Genomic DNA, 15,994 nt, shown 5'->3' with positions numbered 1-15,994 from the left:
AAATTAGTTTTTATTAATACTAAAAACAAACTTACATCCTTCTCCTTCGTTAGATTTAATATGGATTTTTCCACCCATTTTTTCAATTAATTTTTTTACAGTAGCTAGTCCGATCCCATTACCTTTTTGTCCATATTTATCCTTACTGGATATAGTTTTGAAAATATCGAAAATTTTTTCTTGTTGGTTTTTAGCTATACCGGGTCCGTTATCTTGAACGTAAAAAAGATATTTTTCATTTTCTTCAGAAACGCCAATACTAATTTTGGTTTTATCCTTATCGTTATACTTTATAGCATTTTCTATAAGATTTAATAGTATTTGATCAAGGGCAGACTTATTGGTGTAAATAGTATTTAATTCAGAATTTATTGTTAGGGATATGGTATTGTTGAAACTTAGTAGCTCAATAAGTTCTTCTTGTAAATGAGAAATTTTTACATGAGATTTTGTGGTTTTTAAGATGTCGGGACTTTTGCTATATTCTAAAACCCCATTAATTAGTTCTTTTAGTTTATTAGAGGAGTTTTTTATATGGTTTATAATGGTTATGCCGTCTTCGTCCAATTTGTTTAAATACATATCAGATAATAAAGAAGATAAGGAGTATATATTATTTAATGGAGCTTTTAAATCATGGGCAGCAATATATGCAAAGCTCTCTAATTCGTTGTTTTTTTCTTCTAACTCTAAATTTATCTTTTTGCTTTTATGGTACTCTAAAAGATGCATTGCTTGATCCGTTAAAACCTTGAGCGAATCAATTTGTTGTTGTGTGAGTTTTCTTGGAATGTTATCTATAACACAAAGATTCCCTATAGGGATGCCGTCTTTGCTCAGTATAGGAAAAGAGGCGTAAAAAACAATATTCGGATAATCTTCAACATATGGGTTTCGTTTAAAACGAATATCTACCCTAGAATCTGGGATAATAAATAAGCCATCCTTATTGTTTATTACATGGGTGCAAAATGTCTTTTCTCTTGGGGCTTCCGTAACTTCCAATCCGTAATTGGACTTAGACCAAACTCTAGTTGCATCAACAAAATTTATTAATGAAATAGGTGTTTGGCATATTTCGGATGCCATTTTAGTAAGATTATCAAACTCTAATTGCGGAGGGGTATCTAATATGGCATATGACCTTAAAGCATTTAACCTTTCTATTTCGTTAATATGTTTAGGTACTGTTATCATTAATAGATTCGAAAGTTAGTAATAGCTCTTAAATGTAAGAATTAATTTACACCTTTTTTAAACGTTGTATTTATTGTTTAAGTATAACATAATATCTAAAAAACTAAAAATACGCTGGTTGCATATGTTAGTAAGAAAGAATACTTTGATAAAAACCTAAAGAAAAAGAGAGTGTTACGTATAGAATTTTTTCTTTAATGCAAATGCCACTTTAACTAATAGTATCAAGGCTGGTACTTCTACCAGGGGGCCAATAACACCTGCAAATGCTTGCCCAGAATTTAATCCAAAAACAGCAATGGCAACAGCTATTGCAAGCTCAAAGTTATTACCAGCTGCAGTAAAAGAAATAGCTGCATTTTTTGCGTAATTAGCACCAGCCAATTTACTCGTAAAAAAACCGATTCCAAACATTAGTGTAAAATAGATTAAAAGTGGTACTGCAATTATTAAAACATCCATAGGAATTTTTACTATGAGTTCTCCTTTTAGGGAAAACATTACTATGATAGTAAATAATAAAGCTATTAATGTCATAGGAGAAACAGTCGGTATAAATTTTTGGGTATACCATTCTTCTCCTTTTAATCGTACTAATAAGAATCTACTTAGAATACCTAATATAAAAGGAATTCCTAGATAAATTGCTACACTTTCTGCAACAGTATTTATAGAGATGTTTACTATTGCTCCTTCAAAACCAAAGTAAGGGGGTAATATGGTTATAAATAACCAAGCATAAAAACTATAGGCAAAAACCTGAAAAATACTATTAAGTGCAACTAAACCGGCTCCATATTCGCTACTACCTTCCGCTAAATCATTCCAGACTAAAACCATAGCAATACATCTGGCTAATCCTATTAAAATTAGACCAACCATATATTCAGGATAGTCTTTTAAAAAGGTAATAGCTAGTATAAACATTAGAACTGGACCAATAATCCAATTAAGAATTAACGAAATTGATAAGACTTTTACATCTTTAAAAACTTTAGGTAAAAGTTGGTAGTTTACTTTTGCTAATGGAGGATACATCATTAATATTAACCCAATAGCAATTGGGATATTAGTGCTTCCTGAGCTCACCGAATTAATATGATTTGGTATAGACGGAAAAAAATGTCCCAAACCAACTCCTAATATCATAGCAATAAAAATCCAAAGAGTTAATTTGCTATCTAAAAAACTTAATTTTTTTTGCATTTTAATAAATCCTATTTAACCTCAGAAAAAACATAATGTAGTTCTGTGGCTATTTGTATACTTCTTTCTAAATATTTTTCTTCTTGTTCCGGAGTATTATCAAAAGCTTTAGGGTCCTCAAATGTGATAGGTATACGCTTCTCGGCACCCGCAATAAACGGGCAACCTTTATCTGCACTGGAGCAGGTTAGTATTGCTGCAAATTCTGAAGACGGATTAAAATTATCGTCGTAAGTTTTGGAGAATCCAATGATTGGGTGGTTATTTTGACTATTCTTTATGTTATAAACAGGATTGTTTTCATTTGAAATAGTGTTAATTCGAAATCCAGAATTTTCTAGTGCTTTTGCTGCCATTGGGAAAAGGGCAGTAGCTTCCGTTCCTCCAGAGTAAGAAAAAACGTTTTTAATATTAAAATGCGAAGCTAAAGTCTGAGCCCATACTTGAGAAAGATGACTTCTTCTAGAGTTATGTGTGCAAATGAAATTTAATCTTATATCATCCTTATTATTCTTTTTATTCTGGATAAAAGTAATTAAAGGAGTTAAAATATTTTTTCGTTCTTCAGAAATAGTACTGCTATCTAAAGCCTCTATTTGTTTTGTTATTTCAGGGTAAAGCATTTGTTATATATTATAATTTAGCAACAACCAGAATTTGGGTTGCAAGTATTGTTTGTTGTTTGAAGTTCTGATAGATTAATTTTAGATTTATTTTCTGGAACACCACAATTGTCCTTGGCTAAGCAATCTGTTTGTTTGGTAGTTAATAAAAAATTAGTTCCGTCAAAATCTAATCCAAATTTCTCTATGGTCTCCCCTTGATATTCAACTTCAATATCTAAATCATCTAATTTTAAAACTTTTTCAGATAATTCTATAATATGCACTAATTTTTCCGGATATAGTCTGTGATTATAATCATTAGCATTCCATAGCTGAAAATTTATAACTTTATCATGTCTTAATGTGCCGCCACAGTCAATAAATTTTTTTGTCACTTCTCCAATTTCGGTTACGTGAAAATGTTTCGGAACTAATTGTCCGTTAGGGAGTTCAAATGCAATTTTTTCTAAGTAAGTTAAATGTTTTTTTATTTCGGATAATTTCATAGTTATATTGTTTTATTGCAATATTATAATAGAGGTATATAAATTTTTTTAACAACAATCTGTTTTGGTAGTAATATCTTGGTCAAGAAATGTATTGATTACAGACTTCATACTTTTCCAGTTTTCTTTATGTATACAATAACACACACTGGTGCCTTCTACATTTCCTTTAATTAACCCTACATTTTTTAGCTCCTTTAAATGTTGAGAGATTGTTGGTTGAGCTAGTCCTATTACATCGACTAAATCTCCACAAATACAAGTGTTTGTAGCAAAAAGATGTTCTAGTATGGCAACTCTCGCCGGGTGACCAAATACTTTAGCAAAAGTGGAAATTGCATTTTGTTTGTCTGTAAAAATCTCTGATTTAGCTAAGCCCATTTTTTCTGTATTTGTATATTGCAATATTACGATAAATAAATGATTAAGAAAATTTATTTTAGGAAAATAATTTTTTGTAGTGTTCCTTTTTGGTGGTTTCGGCAGGTAGTAATATAAAATATTGTTGTTGCCACTTTTGCGTTTTCATGGCTAAAAGGCTAGTTGGTGAATCCCAACTTGGATAAACGCGTATGCCTCTTTTTCCCTCTTTCTTTTGTGTGCTAATAATACTCTTTTGTATAAGAGTTTCTTTAGGAAAAATAAATAGCCCTTTTTTTTCTGCATTCACGCAAAGAATAATAAAGTAGTCGAAATTATCTTCTTGCGTATATGGGGTAGTAATTTGAGCTTTGTTTCGTTTCCAAATAGTAACAAATTGTCCAACTTTTTTAGGCGTAATTTTAGATTTTCGACTAATTACTATTTGGTTTTTAACACTAAAAATGCAAGCATCGTACGCTGTACTTTCTTTATCTATTAGGATATTGTGTAATTCGCATTGTATGCTTTCTAAAAAGTGAATTTGGTGTTTTAGGAAGTTCATTTTTTGGTAAAAGTTCTTGTTTTCTTTTTGTTATCGTAAGGTGAAGATTGAAAATAGGTTTGAATATTAAACTTTCGGTCCTCAAAAGTGTCTCTAAGTATTTTAAAATGCTGAATGCGATCTACTCTAAAAGCTCTATATTCTAAACGCAAATAACACCATGCAATTAAGATCCATTTTTTTTGGGTAGAATACATGGCATATGGTTCTATTTTTCTAAATGATATGTTTGTGTCGTTTTCTTTTTTATAATTAATTTCAATGTAATTGTAATTCGTTATGGCTAGTTGTATTTCAGAAAGAGAGTTACTTGCTATATTCTCTTGTCGCGTATCAAAAACATGGATCTTTTTATTTAAAAGCTCACTTTTTTCCAAGATAGAAGACCTAAAAACAGACTTTATTTTGGTGAGAGCCTCATCATAATCTAAAACAAAAGAGCTATCATTACTCTTTTTTATTAAATGTTGTGCGGTAACTAGTGCGTTGGCTTCTTTCTCTGTAAACTGTACAGGAGCAACGGTGTAACCATCCATTAGAGTGTAACCTTTACCTTCTATAGTGACTATGGGGACACCAGCCTCAATCAGTTTTTTTATATCTCGGTATATTGTTCTTATGCTAACTTTAAATTTATTAGCTAATTCTGTAGCGGTTAAAATTCGCTTAGATTTTAAAAGGGTAAGAATAGCAATAAGTCTGGATAATTGTGTCATTATATTCAAAGATAGTAAACCTAAATAGGGTTTACTATCTTTTAGTTTTAGGTATTATTCCATAGAATGTATGGCTATTTTGTTTCCTTCAGTATCTAGGAAATGTGCTATAAAACCATTTTCTCCGATATCTGTTTTAGGCATAACAATTTTGCCGCCGGCTTTTTCTACTTTGTTTAGTGCTATGCTTAAATCATCGCTACCATTTAAGTACACTAAGGCTCCTTCTGTCGATGGGGTATATCCTTCCGATTCTATTATAGCTCCACCGACGCAATTACTCTCTGTATTGTATGGGAAAACACCATATTTTCCATCTCCAGGCATTGGGTAATCTTCAATTTTGGAGTTTAAAATGTTAGAATAAAAAGTTTTGGCTCTTTCGTAATTTTTAACGGGTATTTCAAACCAATTAACTGCATTTGTCATAAATATTTGTTTTTTATTTTGATATTGCAAATCTAATTGAGGTAAATGACAGAATATGTCAGAGGTATTTTAATTTTAATAAAATATGGAATTACTTAAATACTCTTAATATTTGGGGTTACACTATTAAATCAAAAAAGTATGAAAAGTCTTTTTTTATGGAGTTTTTTATTGGTCTTCCTTTGTAAGTTAAGTGCGCAGGATTGGGATTCAAGTAGTCCGAAACACCTTGGGGCAGGAGTGGTAATAGGGGCAGTAGGAGGATATACCTCGAACAAAATTTTTAGAGGAGACATGCGTTGGACATGGGCAGGTGCTGTAGGAGGTGCTTTGGTAGCAGGGCTTGTAAAAGAGTCTATAGATAAAGCAGATTATGGTCGTTGGGATAATAATGACGTTCTGTATACTACTTTGGGTGGCGCAATTTCTGGTCTTGTTTTAGAGCTTCTTATGAATAAAAATAGAAGAAGGGGAAGGGGGAGACCATGTAGCTGCTATGCAACAAGTTATAACTCTGAAAAAGCATTTTCTCGGGTAAATGTAAACGTTACTATTTCTGGAAGTCGTAGTTTATCTTCTAACATTCAGGCGCAGTATTTCTTAAATAAACAAAGCGATAAATAAATAGTAGTTTTACGCTATGTTTTATTTCGTCATAGATATATTAGGAACAATAGCTTTTGCTATTTCTGGTGTTTTGGTTGCCATGGAAAAAAAATTAGACTTATTTGGAGTCTTTATTATTGCTTTTGTAACCGCTGTTGGCGGAGGAACTTTACGAGATGTTTTAATTGGTAATGTTCCTGTAACTTGGATAAAAGAGCCGGTTTACATGGTAATTATAGCTATTACAGTTGTTTTTGCAATTATTTTTGTAAATAAGTTAAAATATTTAAGAAAATCTCTTTTTTTGTTTGATACTATTGGAATAGGGTTTTATACTTTAATTGGTATAGAAAAAGGAATTTCTGCCAATTTGGTGCCAATTATGTGTGTTGTATTAGGGACTATTACAGCTTGTTTTGGTGGTGTAATTAGAGATATTTTGTGTAACGAAATTCCTGTAATATTCAGAAAGGAAGTTTATGCTACGGTATGTATTCTTGGGGGAGGTATTTATTTTTTATTATCGCTAACTCCCATTAAACCGGACTACGTGTTTATGTTTGCTATAATCTCTATAATTACGTTAAGAATAATAGCGGTAAAATATAATATTACATTACCTAATATATATAAAACTAGGTAGAGAATTTATTCTATTACCTCCGCTTTTTTAATATAAATATTGATGGATGGCCAATCGCCTTTACCAACGTCTTGGCTATTTATTTTATCTACAATATCCATTCCTTGAATGATTTTTCCAAAGGGAGTATACTCTCCGTCTAAATGATAAGACCCTGGTTTGGTAACTACAATAAAAAACTCAAAAGGAGAGGCAAGCATGTGCGGGTTATTAATCTCGCTACTTGGCATGGAAACTGTTCCTCGATGGTGTTTGTGTCCTTTTCTAGTATCGGGGGGTAGTAAATATCGGCCTATTTCGCTTCTTTTTTTAGAAGTAGCTCTATTATCTGAATTTCCTCCTTGAATAATAAAGTTTTTAACTACTCTATGAAATTGCGTATTATCAAAATACCCTTTTCTGGTAAGGTAAATAAAGTTGGCTTTATGATAAGGAACATTGTCGTATAATTGTATAGTAAAACTGCCTAAAGAAGTTGTTAATTTTACTTTGTTAGCTTTTAATTCCTTACTGTAATTAAAGAAAAAATCAATTGCGTTTTCTTCAGTGAGTTCAAACTTTTCTTTCGTTTTTTTAATTTTAGAAGAATCAGTTAAAACGGAATCTACAACATTTATTTTTTTAGATTCTTTTTTTATGTTGCTCTTAGATTCTTCTTTGCATGCCACTAAAAAAAGCAGTAATATTATAGTAGTAGAAATTTTATGAAACAGCATGGACTATAGTTTTTTTAGAAAACAGATACCAAAAATAAAAAATCTGTCTCTACCGGGAGAATCTTCGCATTATAAAATGATTCCGGCTGCAAGAAAATTGGAGTTAGAGAAGAGCGAAAAACACATACAATCATCGAGAAAGGCTGGTGTTATGGCTTTGTTTTACCCGAACTCTGAGAATAAAACAAATTTATTATTAATACTTAGAAAAACATATAAAGGGGTGCACTCTAATCAAATAGCATTGCCAGGGGGCAAAGCAGAAAGGGAAGATGCAAATATTTTAGAAACTGCACTTAGGGAAACCAATGAAGAGGTTGGTGTTTCTATTGAGAAGATTAATGTCATTAAATCTATTACTGAAGTTTATATTCCTCCTAGTAATTTTTTAGTATCTCCATTTATTGGTTTGCTTGAAGAACCCGAACTTTTTGTTAAGCAGGAAGATGAGGTTGAAGAAATAATAGAGGTTTCTCTTACAGATTTTCTAAATGAGGATATGGTAGTTACTGAAGAACTTTCTACTTCTTATTCTAATAATATAGAGGTACCGGCCTTTAAATTAAATGGTTATCTCGTTTGGGGGGCAACAGCAATGATGCTTAGTGAGATTAAAGAGCTAGTAAAACAAGTGTTGTAAGGGCATATTTTTGTAATTTTGTTTTCTATGGCTTTATTTAAGAGAAATCCTTTTGGACATATTTTGTTTATTAAAAAATGGTTAATCCGTATTATGGCGCTAATTACCCATCAAAGGTATAAGCGTTTTAATAAGCTAGAGATAGAGGGGTCAGACATAATAAGGAATCTTCCAGATAGAAATGTGTTGTTTGTAAGTAATCATCAGACTTATTTTGCAGATGTTGTTGCTATGTTTCATGTATTTAATGCTAGTTTAAGTGGTAGGGAAAACACTATTAAAAACTTGGGTTATATATGGAAACCTAAGTTAAATATGTATTATATAGCTGCGGCAGAAACCATGAAGAAAAATTTGATGACAAAAGTTTTCGCTTATGCTGGTTCTATTAGTGTAGAACGCACATGGAGGTCCGAAGGGAAAGATGTAAAACGCCAAGTTAAAATGAGCGATATATCTAGTATAGGTAAAGCTTTAGATGATGGCTGGGTAATTACCTTTCCGCAAGGTACTACTACGCCATGGAAACCTTTGCGTAAGGGAACATCACATATTATAAAAAAATACAAGCCTATAGTAGTACCAGTGGTAATAGATGGTTTTAGAAGGTCTTTTGATAAAAAAGGGTTACGTATAAAAAAGAAAGGTATTTTGCAATCTATGGTTATTAAAGAACCTCTAGATATTGATTATGAAAATGAATCTTTCGACTCTATTATAGAAAAGTTAGAATATGCTATTGAGCAACATCCTTCTTTTTTAAAGGTAATTTCTAAAAAGGATTTACTGGCAATGGAAGAAGAAAATAAACAAAGAAAGTTCAGAGTTTAAATTTCGAGTTCTTTAAGTTTTCGATAATTATTATTTAACTTTCTCAATAATCTACCATAGAGTAAAAAGTATATAGCTCCCATAAATAATGTAAGTAATATTCCAAAAGCTCCAATTCCTATCATTAATGCTATTTTAAGCTTCTCGGGAGACATATCTGTAGCTTTGTTATTCAATTCAGAAATAGAATTAGCAAAGTCATCATTTAAATAAATGCCAATAATTAATAATAGAACAGTAAATAAAATCATAGAAAGAGAAAAAATTACATAGTTTTTTACGGTTTTTCTCGTTTTAATGATTTTTTGCATTAATATTTTTGCATTCTCTAAGACAGAAATTTCTTTATAGCGCTTATAAAATTGATATATAAAGTAAAATACAACTAGATATTGTATTAACGTAACAGCATGGAAATATTTCTTAATACCTATAGTTTCATAAATATTCATATTCTCTTGAAAGGAAGGAATAAGATATAATAGGTGTGGTAATGTAAATTCTAAAATACTAATAATTAAAATCCACTTAACAATAGAAGAAGATTTTTTCCATGTCATTTTATGAATATCACTGTAAGACAATTGAGGGATGTGGTTATCCTTCTTTTGCCAATCTTTTTTTAATAATTCCAATTCGTCCATCATCTCCTTAGGGGTTCAATATGGTTCTTAATTTGGTTTTTACTCTATTCATTTTAACCCTTGCATTTACTTCCGAAATACCTAGTGTTTCAGATATTTCTCTATAATCTTTATCTTCTAAATAGAGAAAAACTAATGCTTTGTCTATGTCTCCTAACTGTTTTATAGCCTTATACATTAACTTTAGTTGTTCTTCTTCTGTTTCATCATATTCGTCTGCTTTTATCTTAAAAATTACAGAATCATAATCTAAAGTAGGGATGCTTCTTTTAGATTTTCTATATAATGTAATAGCAGTGTTTAAAGCAACTCTATACATCCATGTACTAAATTTGGCTTCTCCTCTAAATTTAGGATAGGCTTTCCATAGTTGAATAGTTATTTCTTGGAATAGGTCATTGTGAGAGTCTTTATCATTTGTATATAAAGTACAAACTTTGTGAACAATATTCTGATTGCTCTGTAAATCCGTCACAAATTGGTGTTCCAATTCTTTATTCACTCTTTTGGTTGGTAGTTGTTAATGTATTAGTAGTAAATTAATATCGTTTGTTACAAAACGATTAAAAAAATAAATTCTTGAGTTGAAATACAATTTAGTCTATTGTAAATATATCTGTGTGTTAAATATAGGAAAAACAGTTATTCTTGTGGTTTTCTAGAGGGTTAATTTGTAATTTTGTTTTATACTTTTTTATATGAATATTCCAAAATCAAGTTTTCCCAGGATTGTAATAATTGGTGGTGGGTTTGGCGGTATAGCGCTGGCACAAAAATTAAGTAAAAAAGAAGTACAAGTAGTGCTTATAGATAAGCATAATTATCACACTTTTCAGCCTTTGTTGTATCAAGTTTCTACGGGAGGTCTTGAGCCAGATTCTATAGCTTATCCTATTCGTAAGGTGTTGAAAGATTACCCTAATTTTTATTTCAGATTGGCAGAGGTAACAGAAGTAATACCGGATAAAAAGAGTATTACTACTAATATTGGGGATTTGTGCTATGATTATTTGGTTATAGCAACAGGTTCAAAGACTAATTTCTTTGGAAATTCGGAGATACAACAGAATGCGATGGCTATGAAGACTATTCCTCAGTCTTTAAATTTAAGGAGTTTAATTCTAGAGAATTTTGAACAGGCTTTACTAACAGATGTTCTCCATGAGCGCGATGCTTTAATGAATTTTGTAATAGTAGGCGGAGGGCCTACAGGAGTGGAACTAGCAGGGGCTTTAGCAGAAATAAAAAAGGGAGTATTACCTAAAGATTATCCAGATTTAGATACCAGAAGAGTACAAATTAATTTACTCCAAGGTGGAGATCGTATTTTGCCAGGGATGAGTAAAAAAGCATCTAAGAAAGCAGAAGACTTTTTAGAAGAACTTGGGGTGCATGTTTGGAAAAACACTAGAGTAACAGGCTATGACGGAAAAATAGTAACTACACAAACCGACCTAACCTTTAACGCTGCAACCATGGTCTGGGCAGCTGGAGTAATGGGAGCAACTATAAAAGGTATAGATGCCGAGGATTTAATAGTAGGCGGAAAGCGTATTTGTGTTGATGAGTATAATCAAATAGAAAAGCACCCAGATATTTTTGCTATTGGCGATGTTGCTTGTATGCAAAGCGATGATATTCCAAGAGGGCACCCTATGATGGCGCAACCTGCAATTCAGCAAGGGAAAAACTTAGGCGAAAATTTAGTTCGTTTATTAGAAAATAAACCTTTAAAACCATTTGTGTACAAAGACAAAGGAAGCATGGCCACTGTTGGTAGAAATAAAGCGGTTGCAGATACTAAAAACTTTAAATTTCAAGGAATTTTCGCATGGTTTGTATGGATGTTTGTGCATCTTTTCTTTTTGATAGGTTTTAGAAATAGAGCAGTTGTATTTGTAAATTGGGTGTATAATTATATTCGTTTTGATCGCGAAGCTAGATTAATAATAAGGCCATATAATCGCGATTATAGTAGGTTCAAAGATTAGTTAATTAATGCTTAAGAGCCTGTTAAAGTAGTTAAATTGTTTATTTGTTGTAGGTGGTTGCTTTAAATTTAAGCAACTATTAAACAATTAGATGAGGAGTTTTTGGAGTCTTTCTTTTTTTATTATTTCATGTATAGTTTCGTACGGGCAAACAGAAGAGGTTAGTGTATTTGCTAAGAAAAATGAAAAGAAAGTAAGCCTGCATAGCTGGTCTTACCCTTCACTTCCTAATGGAGATGCGCACTCGTATTTTGATTTAGATTATATATTAGATTCTCAATTACAATTAGAACTCCGAGGGTTTTATAATACTTATATAATGTCTGATGTTTCTAAGTTTGATTTTACAGTAAAAAGGTATGTTGACAACAAGATTTATGTTTTTTCGGGCTTAGGTTTAGCAAAAGAGGTGGCTAAATATGGAATGAAAAGCCAAGAAGTGATTTTTAACTACTCTTACGGAGTTGGTGTGGATGTAAGCGAAAGTATTTTTTTGGAAGCTAAACAAGAGACGCAGATAAATACAAATGTCCAAGGAATAAATACTTTACCTAAAATATTTACATTGTCAGGGAAGTACAAATTTTAAAGTTTAATTTCTGGGATGATATTTTTGCATGACATCGGCTAGGTGGCTACGATCTACGTGCATGTAAATTTCTGTGGTAGTAATGCTTTCGTGACCAAGCATTTGTTGTATAGCACGTAAATCTGCTCCATTTTCTAATAAATGAGTGGCGAAAGAATGCCGAAATGTATGTGGGCTAATTGTTTTTTGTAAGCTTACTTTTTCTGCAAGTTGTTTTATGATAGTAAATATCATAGCTCTGGTTAATTGCTTACCTCTTCTATTTAAAAATAAAGTGTCTTCAAACCCTTTTTGAATTTTTAAATGATTTCGGATTTCTTTTTTGTAAATGTTTATATATTTCTTGTTAATGTTACTAATAGGAACAAAACGTTGTTTGTCTCCTTTTCCAGTTACTTTTATAAAATCTTCATTAAAATATAAATCAGATATTTTTAAGTTTACAAGTTCTGAAACCCTTAGTCCGCAGCCATATAAGGTTTCTAAAATAGCTCTATTCCTTTCTCCTTCAGGTTTGCTTAAATCTATAGCTTCAATTAAGGTGTTTATTTCTTTTTCTGATAAAGTATCTGGTAATTTTCGTCCAATTTTAGGAGATTCAATTAGTTCTAACGGATTATCAGGTCTATAGTCTTCGAAAACCAAATAGAAAAAAAAACTTTTCAATCCAGAAATTATTCTGGCCTGTGAACGTGGGTTTACAACTTTGGCAATTTCATAAACAAATTGTTGTATAGTGCTCTTAGTAATCGTTAAAGGTGATTCGGTGCAATCATTGGTTTTTAAAAAAAGAATTAATTTTTCTACGTCTCTTGCATAGTTAACAATAGAGTTACGAGATAATCCTCTTTCTAATTTAAGGTAAAGCTTATAATCTTCTAAGGCATTTTTCCAAACCATAGCGTAAAGATACTACTAAAGTCTATTTATGTAAATTTGGTAATTTGTAATAAAGAGGATTAGTCTTGCGCGGAGGTGGGTTATTTATTTTAATAAAGCTGTTAGAGCAAATGTAATTATTGCGTAAATTTGAACCCATCAATAAAACTATAAACACAAGTAAAATGAAAAAAGGTATTTATGTAGTAATAGCATTTTTTAGTCTAGGACTTTTACAAATGAATGCGCAGGTGATTCAAGGAACATCATCAAGCTCTAGCGATATGAGATTTGGAGTTAAGGGAGGTTTAAATCTAGCAACTCTGGGTGGTTCAACAAATTTAGGGACATATTCTTCTAAGCCTGGGGTTCATTTAGGAGTTGTTTTAGAGATTCCTTTTAGCGATACTATAATTATTCAACCAGAAGCTTTAGTTTCCTTACAAGGTACAGGTGGGTATGTTACTAATGAAAATTTAAACCTTTGGTATGTAAATGTTCCTGTTATGGCAAAATATAATGTGTGGGAAGATTTATCTATTGAAGCAGGACCGTATTTGGGTGTTTTGTTGGGAGAAAATACGGAAGATCAATTTAGTGGATTAACCAATTTCGAGACTAATACGATAGACTTTGGGTTGGCAGCTGGAGCAGGATATCGTTTAGATGATAATTTTTATTTTCAACTAAGATTTAATGCTGGTTTCATAAATGCATTGAAAGATGTAAACTCTAAAAATAGAGTATTTCAAGTATCGGCAGTATACTTTTTATAAATAAAAGCAATAAATAGGTATAAAGCAGGAGGTTTTCTCCTGCTTTTTTTGTTTTAAAAAAGTGGTAGAACTACATAGAATGTAGTTCTACCACTTTAATGGTAAAGCTCACAACAAAAATGATTATGCGTTGGTCAATACTTTTAAATTTGTTACTAACTAAATTTAATTAAACCAATCATGAGAAAAAATGTACTTATCTTATTATTCACTTTTGTAACATTTGCAATTAGTGCTCAAAGGAATGTAGACCGAACAAATTTTAGAGCAGGTATAAACGGAGGTGCAATATTAGGTGATTTTTCTGAAGCTTATAGCTTTGGGTTAGGCGTAGATATGTATCATCATTGGGGTGTTTCTAAAGCCTTAGATATAGGAGTTACTGCAGGTTTTTTTAATGCCTTTAGTGAAGAAATATCCGATGGAAGTGAAACCGAAGCAGGGTTTGAAAATCGTCAATACGTGCCTTTAGGAGCATCTTTAAGAATATACCCTGGGAAAAATGTTGGTTTTAAATTTGGTAGTGATGTAGGTTATGCCTTGGGAATTGACAAAGAAAATGAAGGTGCGTTGTATTATAGACCTTCCTTAGGAATGGATTTAAGAGATGGTACTAATGAGGTTAATATTTCTTATTTTGTTGTTAATGGAGATGTTCAGTTTTCTTCTGTTATGTTGTCTTATCTGTTTCTTTTTTGAATTTTCAACATTTTAAATGTAAACCAATATTGGGGAGACTTTACTTCTTATAAAGACATAATTATTAGTATTTTTAAGCCATGAAAATTTTAATACTTAATGGTCCTAATTTAAATTTATTAGGAAAACGTGAGCCCGAGGTTTACGGGAGTAAAACCTTTCAAGAATATTTTATAGAATTAGAAGAAAAATATCCGACCATTGAATTGGAATATTATCAATCTAATATCGAAGGAGAAATTATTGGGAAAATACAAGAAGTTGGTTTTTCTTATGACGGTATTGTTTTGAATGCTGCGGCATATACACATACATCTGTGGGTATAGGAGATGCAGTTAAAGGTGTGGAGACTCCTGTGATAGAGGTGCATATATCTAATACACATAAAAGAGAAGATTTTAGGCATGTTTCTTATATTTCTTCGGGAGCCAAAGGAGTAATTTTAGGTTTTGGTCTTCAGAGTTATGATTTAGCTATTCAAAGTTTCTTATAATTGAAAAAAGCATATTTTAATTGGAGTAGTGGTAAAGATGCTATGTTGGCTTTAGATAAAACTTTGTCCGCTAAAGAATATAATATTACTAAATTAGTAACTACTGTTAATACAGATTATAATAGGGTTTCTATGCATGGCTTATCGGTAGATTTGTTAGAAAAGCAATCCGAAGCTATTGGTATTCCACTAGAGAAAATAGAATTGCGTGGTAATGTTAGCATGGCTATTTATAATACGCAAATGAAAACAGTAATGACTAACTTGTTAAAAGCAGGTTACGAATATGCTTTTTTTGGTGATATATTTTTGGAAGATTTAAAAAAATATAGAGAAGATAAATTAGCCGAAGTAGGAGTTAAGGCTGTTTTTCCGCTTTGGAAACAAAATACGAAAAAGCTTTTGTTGGAATTTTTGCAAAAAGGATATAAAGCAATTACAGTTTGTGTAAATGCAAAATTACTAGACGCGTCTTTTTGTGGAAGGATAATAGATGAGGCTTTTATAGAAGATTTGCCAGAAAATGTGGATGTATGTGGAGAAAATGGAGAGTTCCATACCTTTGTTTTTGATGGCCCAATCTTTAAAAAACCCATAGATTTTACAATAGGAGAGAAGGTGTTGCGTAGTTATACACCATCAAAAAATAAGAAAGACAATTGTTATACGGAAGATAATGAACCTTGGGATACTTCTTTTTGGTATTGCGATTTAGTTTCGGTACAGTAAGCGTAGGTATTTAATTAAAAATAAAAGAAGTTGGCAAATAAATGCGAAACAGCAAAAACCTTCAACGGATTAAAATTATGTACCTTAAAAGGATTACCATTGTCAGTTCAAGCGGAGTCGAGAACTATTCGTTAGTTCTAAATAGACTTCGATTTCACTCCACCCCGATATTT

22 protein-coding genes are annotated in these 15,994 nt (G+C 31.5%); 10 read left to right on the top strand and 12 right to left on the bottom strand.

What is annotated here, in order from left to right; genetic code table 11:
• Positions 1-3 precede the first annotated feature (3 nt).
• The 8 genes from Q0856_RS10365 to Q0856_RS10330 form a co-directional block, all read right to left on the bottom strand.
• Entirely contained in the window at positions 4-1,197 is a 1,194-nt protein-coding gene (locus Q0856_RS10365) for a GAF domain-containing sensor histidine kinase (RefSeq protein ID WP_298504721.1), read from the bottom strand.
• Between the two features lie 174 nt (positions 1,198-1,371).
• Positions 1,372-2,403, bottom strand: coding sequence for an ACR3 family arsenite efflux transporter (gene arsB, locus Q0856_RS10360; RefSeq protein ID WP_298480996.1), 1,032 nt, complete (start codon positions 2,401-2,403; stop codon positions 1,372-1,374).
• An 11-nt stretch (positions 2,404-2,414) separates the two neighbouring features.
• Positions 2,415-3,026: a protein-tyrosine-phosphatase gene (locus tag Q0856_RS10355; RefSeq protein ID WP_298480998.1), complete on the bottom strand. Its 612-nt coding sequence runs from the start codon at positions 3,024-3,026 to the stop codon at positions 2,415-2,417.
• Positions 3,027-3,043: 17 nt separating this feature from the next.
• Positions 3,044-3,514, bottom strand: coding sequence for a DUF6428 family protein (locus Q0856_RS10350; RefSeq protein ID WP_298504719.1), 471 nt, complete (start codon positions 3,512-3,514; stop codon positions 3,044-3,046).
• 48 nt (positions 3,515-3,562) lie between these two features.
• Entirely contained in the window at positions 3,563-3,895 is a 333-nt protein-coding gene (locus tag Q0856_RS10345; protein ID WP_298481002.1) for a metalloregulator ArsR/SmtB family transcription factor, read from the bottom strand.
• A 58-nt stretch (positions 3,896-3,953) separates the two neighbouring features.
• Positions 3,954-4,439, bottom strand: a complete 486-nt coding sequence (locus Q0856_RS10340) for a MepB family protein (protein WP_298504717.1) — start codon at positions 4,437-4,439, stop codon at positions 3,954-3,956.
• A complete protein-coding gene (locus tag Q0856_RS10335; RefSeq protein WP_298504715.1) occupies positions 4,436-5,155 on the bottom strand; it encodes a YafY family protein in 720 nt (239 codons plus the stop codon). The genes Q0856_RS10340 and Q0856_RS10335 overlap by 4 nt, the downstream gene beginning before the upstream one ends.
• 54 nt (positions 5,156-5,209) lie before the next feature.
• Positions 5,210-5,584 (bottom strand): VOC family protein, encoded by a 375-nt coding sequence (locus Q0856_RS10330; protein ID WP_298481008.1) that lies wholly within the window; start codon positions 5,582-5,584, stop codon positions 5,210-5,212.
• A gap of 141 nt (positions 5,585-5,725) precedes the next feature.
• Between Q0856_RS10330 and Q0856_RS10325 the strand changes: the two genes are divergently transcribed.
• Positions 5,726-6,208 carry a hypothetical protein gene (locus tag Q0856_RS10325; protein ID WP_298504712.1) on the top strand — a complete coding sequence of 161 codons (483 nt, stop codon included), beginning with the start codon at positions 5,726-5,728 and terminating at the stop codon, positions 6,206-6,208.
• Between the two features lie 16 nt (positions 6,209-6,224).
• Entirely contained in the window at positions 6,225-6,833 is a 609-nt protein-coding gene (locus Q0856_RS10320) for a trimeric intracellular cation channel family protein (RefSeq protein WP_298504710.1), read from the top strand.
• 5 nt (positions 6,834-6,838) lie between these two features.
• Here the strand turns inward: Q0856_RS10320 and Q0856_RS10315 are convergent, their stop codons facing one another.
• The gene (locus tag Q0856_RS10315) at positions 6,839-7,549 is read right to left on the bottom strand and encodes a peptidylprolyl isomerase (protein ID WP_298481014.1); all 711 of its coding nucleotides are present in this window, start codon (positions 7,547-7,549) and stop codon (positions 6,839-6,841) included.
• On the opposite strand from Q0856_RS10315, the gene Q0856_RS10310 reads away from it, so the two are divergent.
• Positions 7,548-8,189, top strand: a complete 642-nt coding sequence (locus Q0856_RS10310; RefSeq protein WP_298481016.1) for a CoA pyrophosphatase — start codon at positions 7,548-7,550, stop codon at positions 8,187-8,189. The genes Q0856_RS10315 and Q0856_RS10310 overlap by 2 nt on opposite strands.
• Positions 8,190-8,216: 27 nt before the next feature.
• Positions 8,217-9,020, top strand: a complete 804-nt coding sequence (locus tag Q0856_RS10305) for a lysophospholipid acyltransferase family protein (RefSeq protein WP_298481018.1) — start codon at positions 8,217-8,219, stop codon at positions 9,018-9,020.
• Here the strand turns inward: Q0856_RS10305 and Q0856_RS10300 are convergent.
• Both Q0856_RS10300 and Q0856_RS10295 read right to left on the bottom strand, forming a co-directional pair.
• Positions 9,017-9,667: a hypothetical protein gene (locus Q0856_RS10300; RefSeq protein ID WP_298481020.1), complete on the bottom strand. Its 651-nt coding sequence runs from the start codon at positions 9,665-9,667 to the stop codon at positions 9,017-9,019. The genes Q0856_RS10305 and Q0856_RS10300 overlap by 4 nt on opposite strands.
• 4 nt (positions 9,668-9,671) lie before the next feature.
• Positions 9,672-10,166 (bottom strand): sigma-70 family RNA polymerase sigma factor, encoded by a 495-nt coding sequence (locus tag Q0856_RS10295; protein ID WP_298481022.1) that lies wholly within the window; start codon positions 10,164-10,166, stop codon positions 9,672-9,674.
• A gap of 196 nt (positions 10,167-10,362) precedes the next feature.
• Between Q0856_RS10295 and Q0856_RS10290 the strand changes: the two genes are divergently transcribed.
• Complete coding sequence (locus tag Q0856_RS10290; RefSeq protein ID WP_298504708.1) at positions 10,363-11,655, top strand: NAD(P)/FAD-dependent oxidoreductase; 1,293 nt, start codon at positions 10,363-10,365, stop codon at positions 11,653-11,655.
• Between the two features lie 91 nt (positions 11,656-11,746).
• Complete coding sequence (locus Q0856_RS10285; RefSeq protein WP_298504706.1) at positions 11,747-12,244, top strand: hypothetical protein; 498 nt, start codon at positions 11,747-11,749, stop codon at positions 12,242-12,244.
• A 3-nt stretch (positions 12,245-12,247) separates the two neighbouring features.
• On the opposite strand, the gene xerD is transcribed toward Q0856_RS10285, so the two are convergent.
• The gene (gene xerD / locus Q0856_RS10280) at positions 12,248-13,144 is read right to left on the bottom strand and encodes a site-specific tyrosine recombinase XerD (RefSeq protein ID WP_298481027.1); all 897 of its coding nucleotides are present in this window, start codon (positions 13,142-13,144) and stop codon (positions 12,248-12,250) included.
• Positions 13,145-13,308: 164 nt separating this feature from the next.
• Between xerD and Q0856_RS10275 the strand changes: the two genes are divergently transcribed.
• From Q0856_RS10275 to Q0856_RS10260, 4 genes are all read left to right on the top strand, one after another.
• Positions 13,309-13,899 carry a porin family protein gene (locus Q0856_RS10275; RefSeq protein ID WP_298504703.1) on the top strand — a complete coding sequence of 197 codons (591 nt, stop codon included), beginning with the start codon at positions 13,309-13,311 and terminating at the stop codon, positions 13,897-13,899.
• Positions 13,900-14,079: 180 nt separating this feature from the next.
• Positions 14,080-14,598 (top strand): hypothetical protein, encoded by a 519-nt coding sequence (locus Q0856_RS10270; RefSeq protein WP_298481031.1) that lies wholly within the window; start codon positions 14,080-14,082, stop codon positions 14,596-14,598.
• Positions 14,599-14,678: 80 nt separating this feature from the next.
• A complete protein-coding gene (aroQ, locus tag Q0856_RS10265) occupies positions 14,679-15,092 on the top strand; it encodes a type II 3-dehydroquinate dehydratase (protein WP_298481033.1) in 414 nt (137 codons plus the stop codon).
• Positions 15,093-15,821 carry a diphthine--ammonia ligase gene (locus Q0856_RS10260; RefSeq protein ID WP_298504702.1) on the top strand — a complete coding sequence of 243 codons (729 nt, stop codon included), beginning with the start codon at positions 15,093-15,095 and terminating at the stop codon, positions 15,819-15,821.
• The last annotated feature ends 173 nt before the right edge of the window (positions 15,822-15,994 follow it).

The sequence above is a fragment of the uncultured Maribacter sp. genome (genome assembly GCF_947496775.1).
Taxonomy (GTDB): Bacteria; Bacteroidota; Bacteroidia; order Flavobacteriales; family Flavobacteriaceae; genus Maribacter_B.
Note: the sequence above shows the minus strand (reverse complement) of the source record. Positions and strands in the feature narration are given on the sequence as shown.

Coding starts and splice junctions, on each gene's coding strand:
- Q0856_RS10365 (WP_298504721.1), bottom strand. CDS start 1,197: ATGATAACAGTACCTAAACATATTAACGAAATAGAAAGGTTAAATGCT.
- arsB (WP_298480996.1), bottom strand. CDS start 2,403: ATGCAAAAAAAATTAAGTTTTTTAGATAGCAAATTAACTCTTTGGATT.
- Q0856_RS10355 (WP_298480998.1), bottom strand. CDS start 3,026: ATGCTTTACCCTGAAATAACAAAACAAATAGAGGCTTTAGATAGCAGT.
- Q0856_RS10350 (WP_298504719.1), bottom strand. CDS start 3,514: ATGAAATTATCCGAAATAAAAAAACATTTAACTTACTTAGAAAAAATT.
- Q0856_RS10345 (WP_298481002.1), bottom strand. CDS start 3,895: ATGGGCTTAGCTAAATCAGAGATTTTTACAGACAAACAAAATGCAATT.
- Q0856_RS10340 (WP_298504717.1), bottom strand. CDS start 4,439: ATGAACTTCCTAAAACACCAAATTCACTTTTTAGAAAGCATACAATGC.
- Q0856_RS10335 (WP_298504715.1), bottom strand. CDS start 5,155: ATGACACAATTATCCAGACTTATTGCTATTCTTACCCTTTTAAAATCT.
- Q0856_RS10330 (WP_298481008.1), bottom strand. CDS start 5,584: ATGACAAATGCAGTTAATTGGTTTGAAATACCCGTTAAAAATTACGAA.
- Q0856_RS10325 (WP_298504712.1), top strand. CDS start 5,726: ATGAAAAGTCTTTTTTTATGGAGTTTTTTATTGGTCTTCCTTTGTAAG.
- Q0856_RS10320 (WP_298504710.1), top strand. CDS start 6,225: ATGTTTTATTTCGTCATAGATATATTAGGAACAATAGCTTTTGCTATT.
- Q0856_RS10310 (WP_298481016.1), top strand. CDS start 7,548: ATGGACTATAGTTTTTTTAGAAAACAGATACCAAAAATAAAAAATCTG.
- Q0856_RS10315 (WP_298481014.1), bottom strand. CDS start 7,549: ATGCTGTTTCATAAAATTTCTACTACTATAATATTACTGCTTTTTTTA.
- Q0856_RS10305 (WP_298481018.1), top strand. CDS start 8,217: ATGGCTTTATTTAAGAGAAATCCTTTTGGACATATTTTGTTTATTAAA.
- Q0856_RS10300 (WP_298481020.1), bottom strand. CDS start 9,667: ATGATGGACGAATTGGAATTATTAAAAAAAGATTGGCAAAAGAAGGAT.
- Q0856_RS10290 (WP_298504708.1), top strand. CDS start 10,363: ATGAATATTCCAAAATCAAGTTTTCCCAGGATTGTAATAATTGGTGGT.
- Q0856_RS10285 (WP_298504706.1), top strand. CDS start 11,747: ATGAGGAGTTTTTGGAGTCTTTCTTTTTTTATTATTTCATGTATAGTT.
- xerD (WP_298481027.1), bottom strand. CDS start 13,144: ATGGTTTGGAAAAATGCCTTAGAAGATTATAAGCTTTACCTTAAATTA.
- Q0856_RS10275 (WP_298504703.1), top strand. CDS start 13,309: ATGAAAAAAGGTATTTATGTAGTAATAGCATTTTTTAGTCTAGGACTT.
- Q0856_RS10270 (WP_298481031.1), top strand. CDS start 14,080: ATGAGAAAAAATGTACTTATCTTATTATTCACTTTTGTAACATTTGCA.
- aroQ (WP_298481033.1), top strand. CDS start 14,679: ATGAAAATTTTAATACTTAATGGTCCTAATTTAAATTTATTAGGAAAA.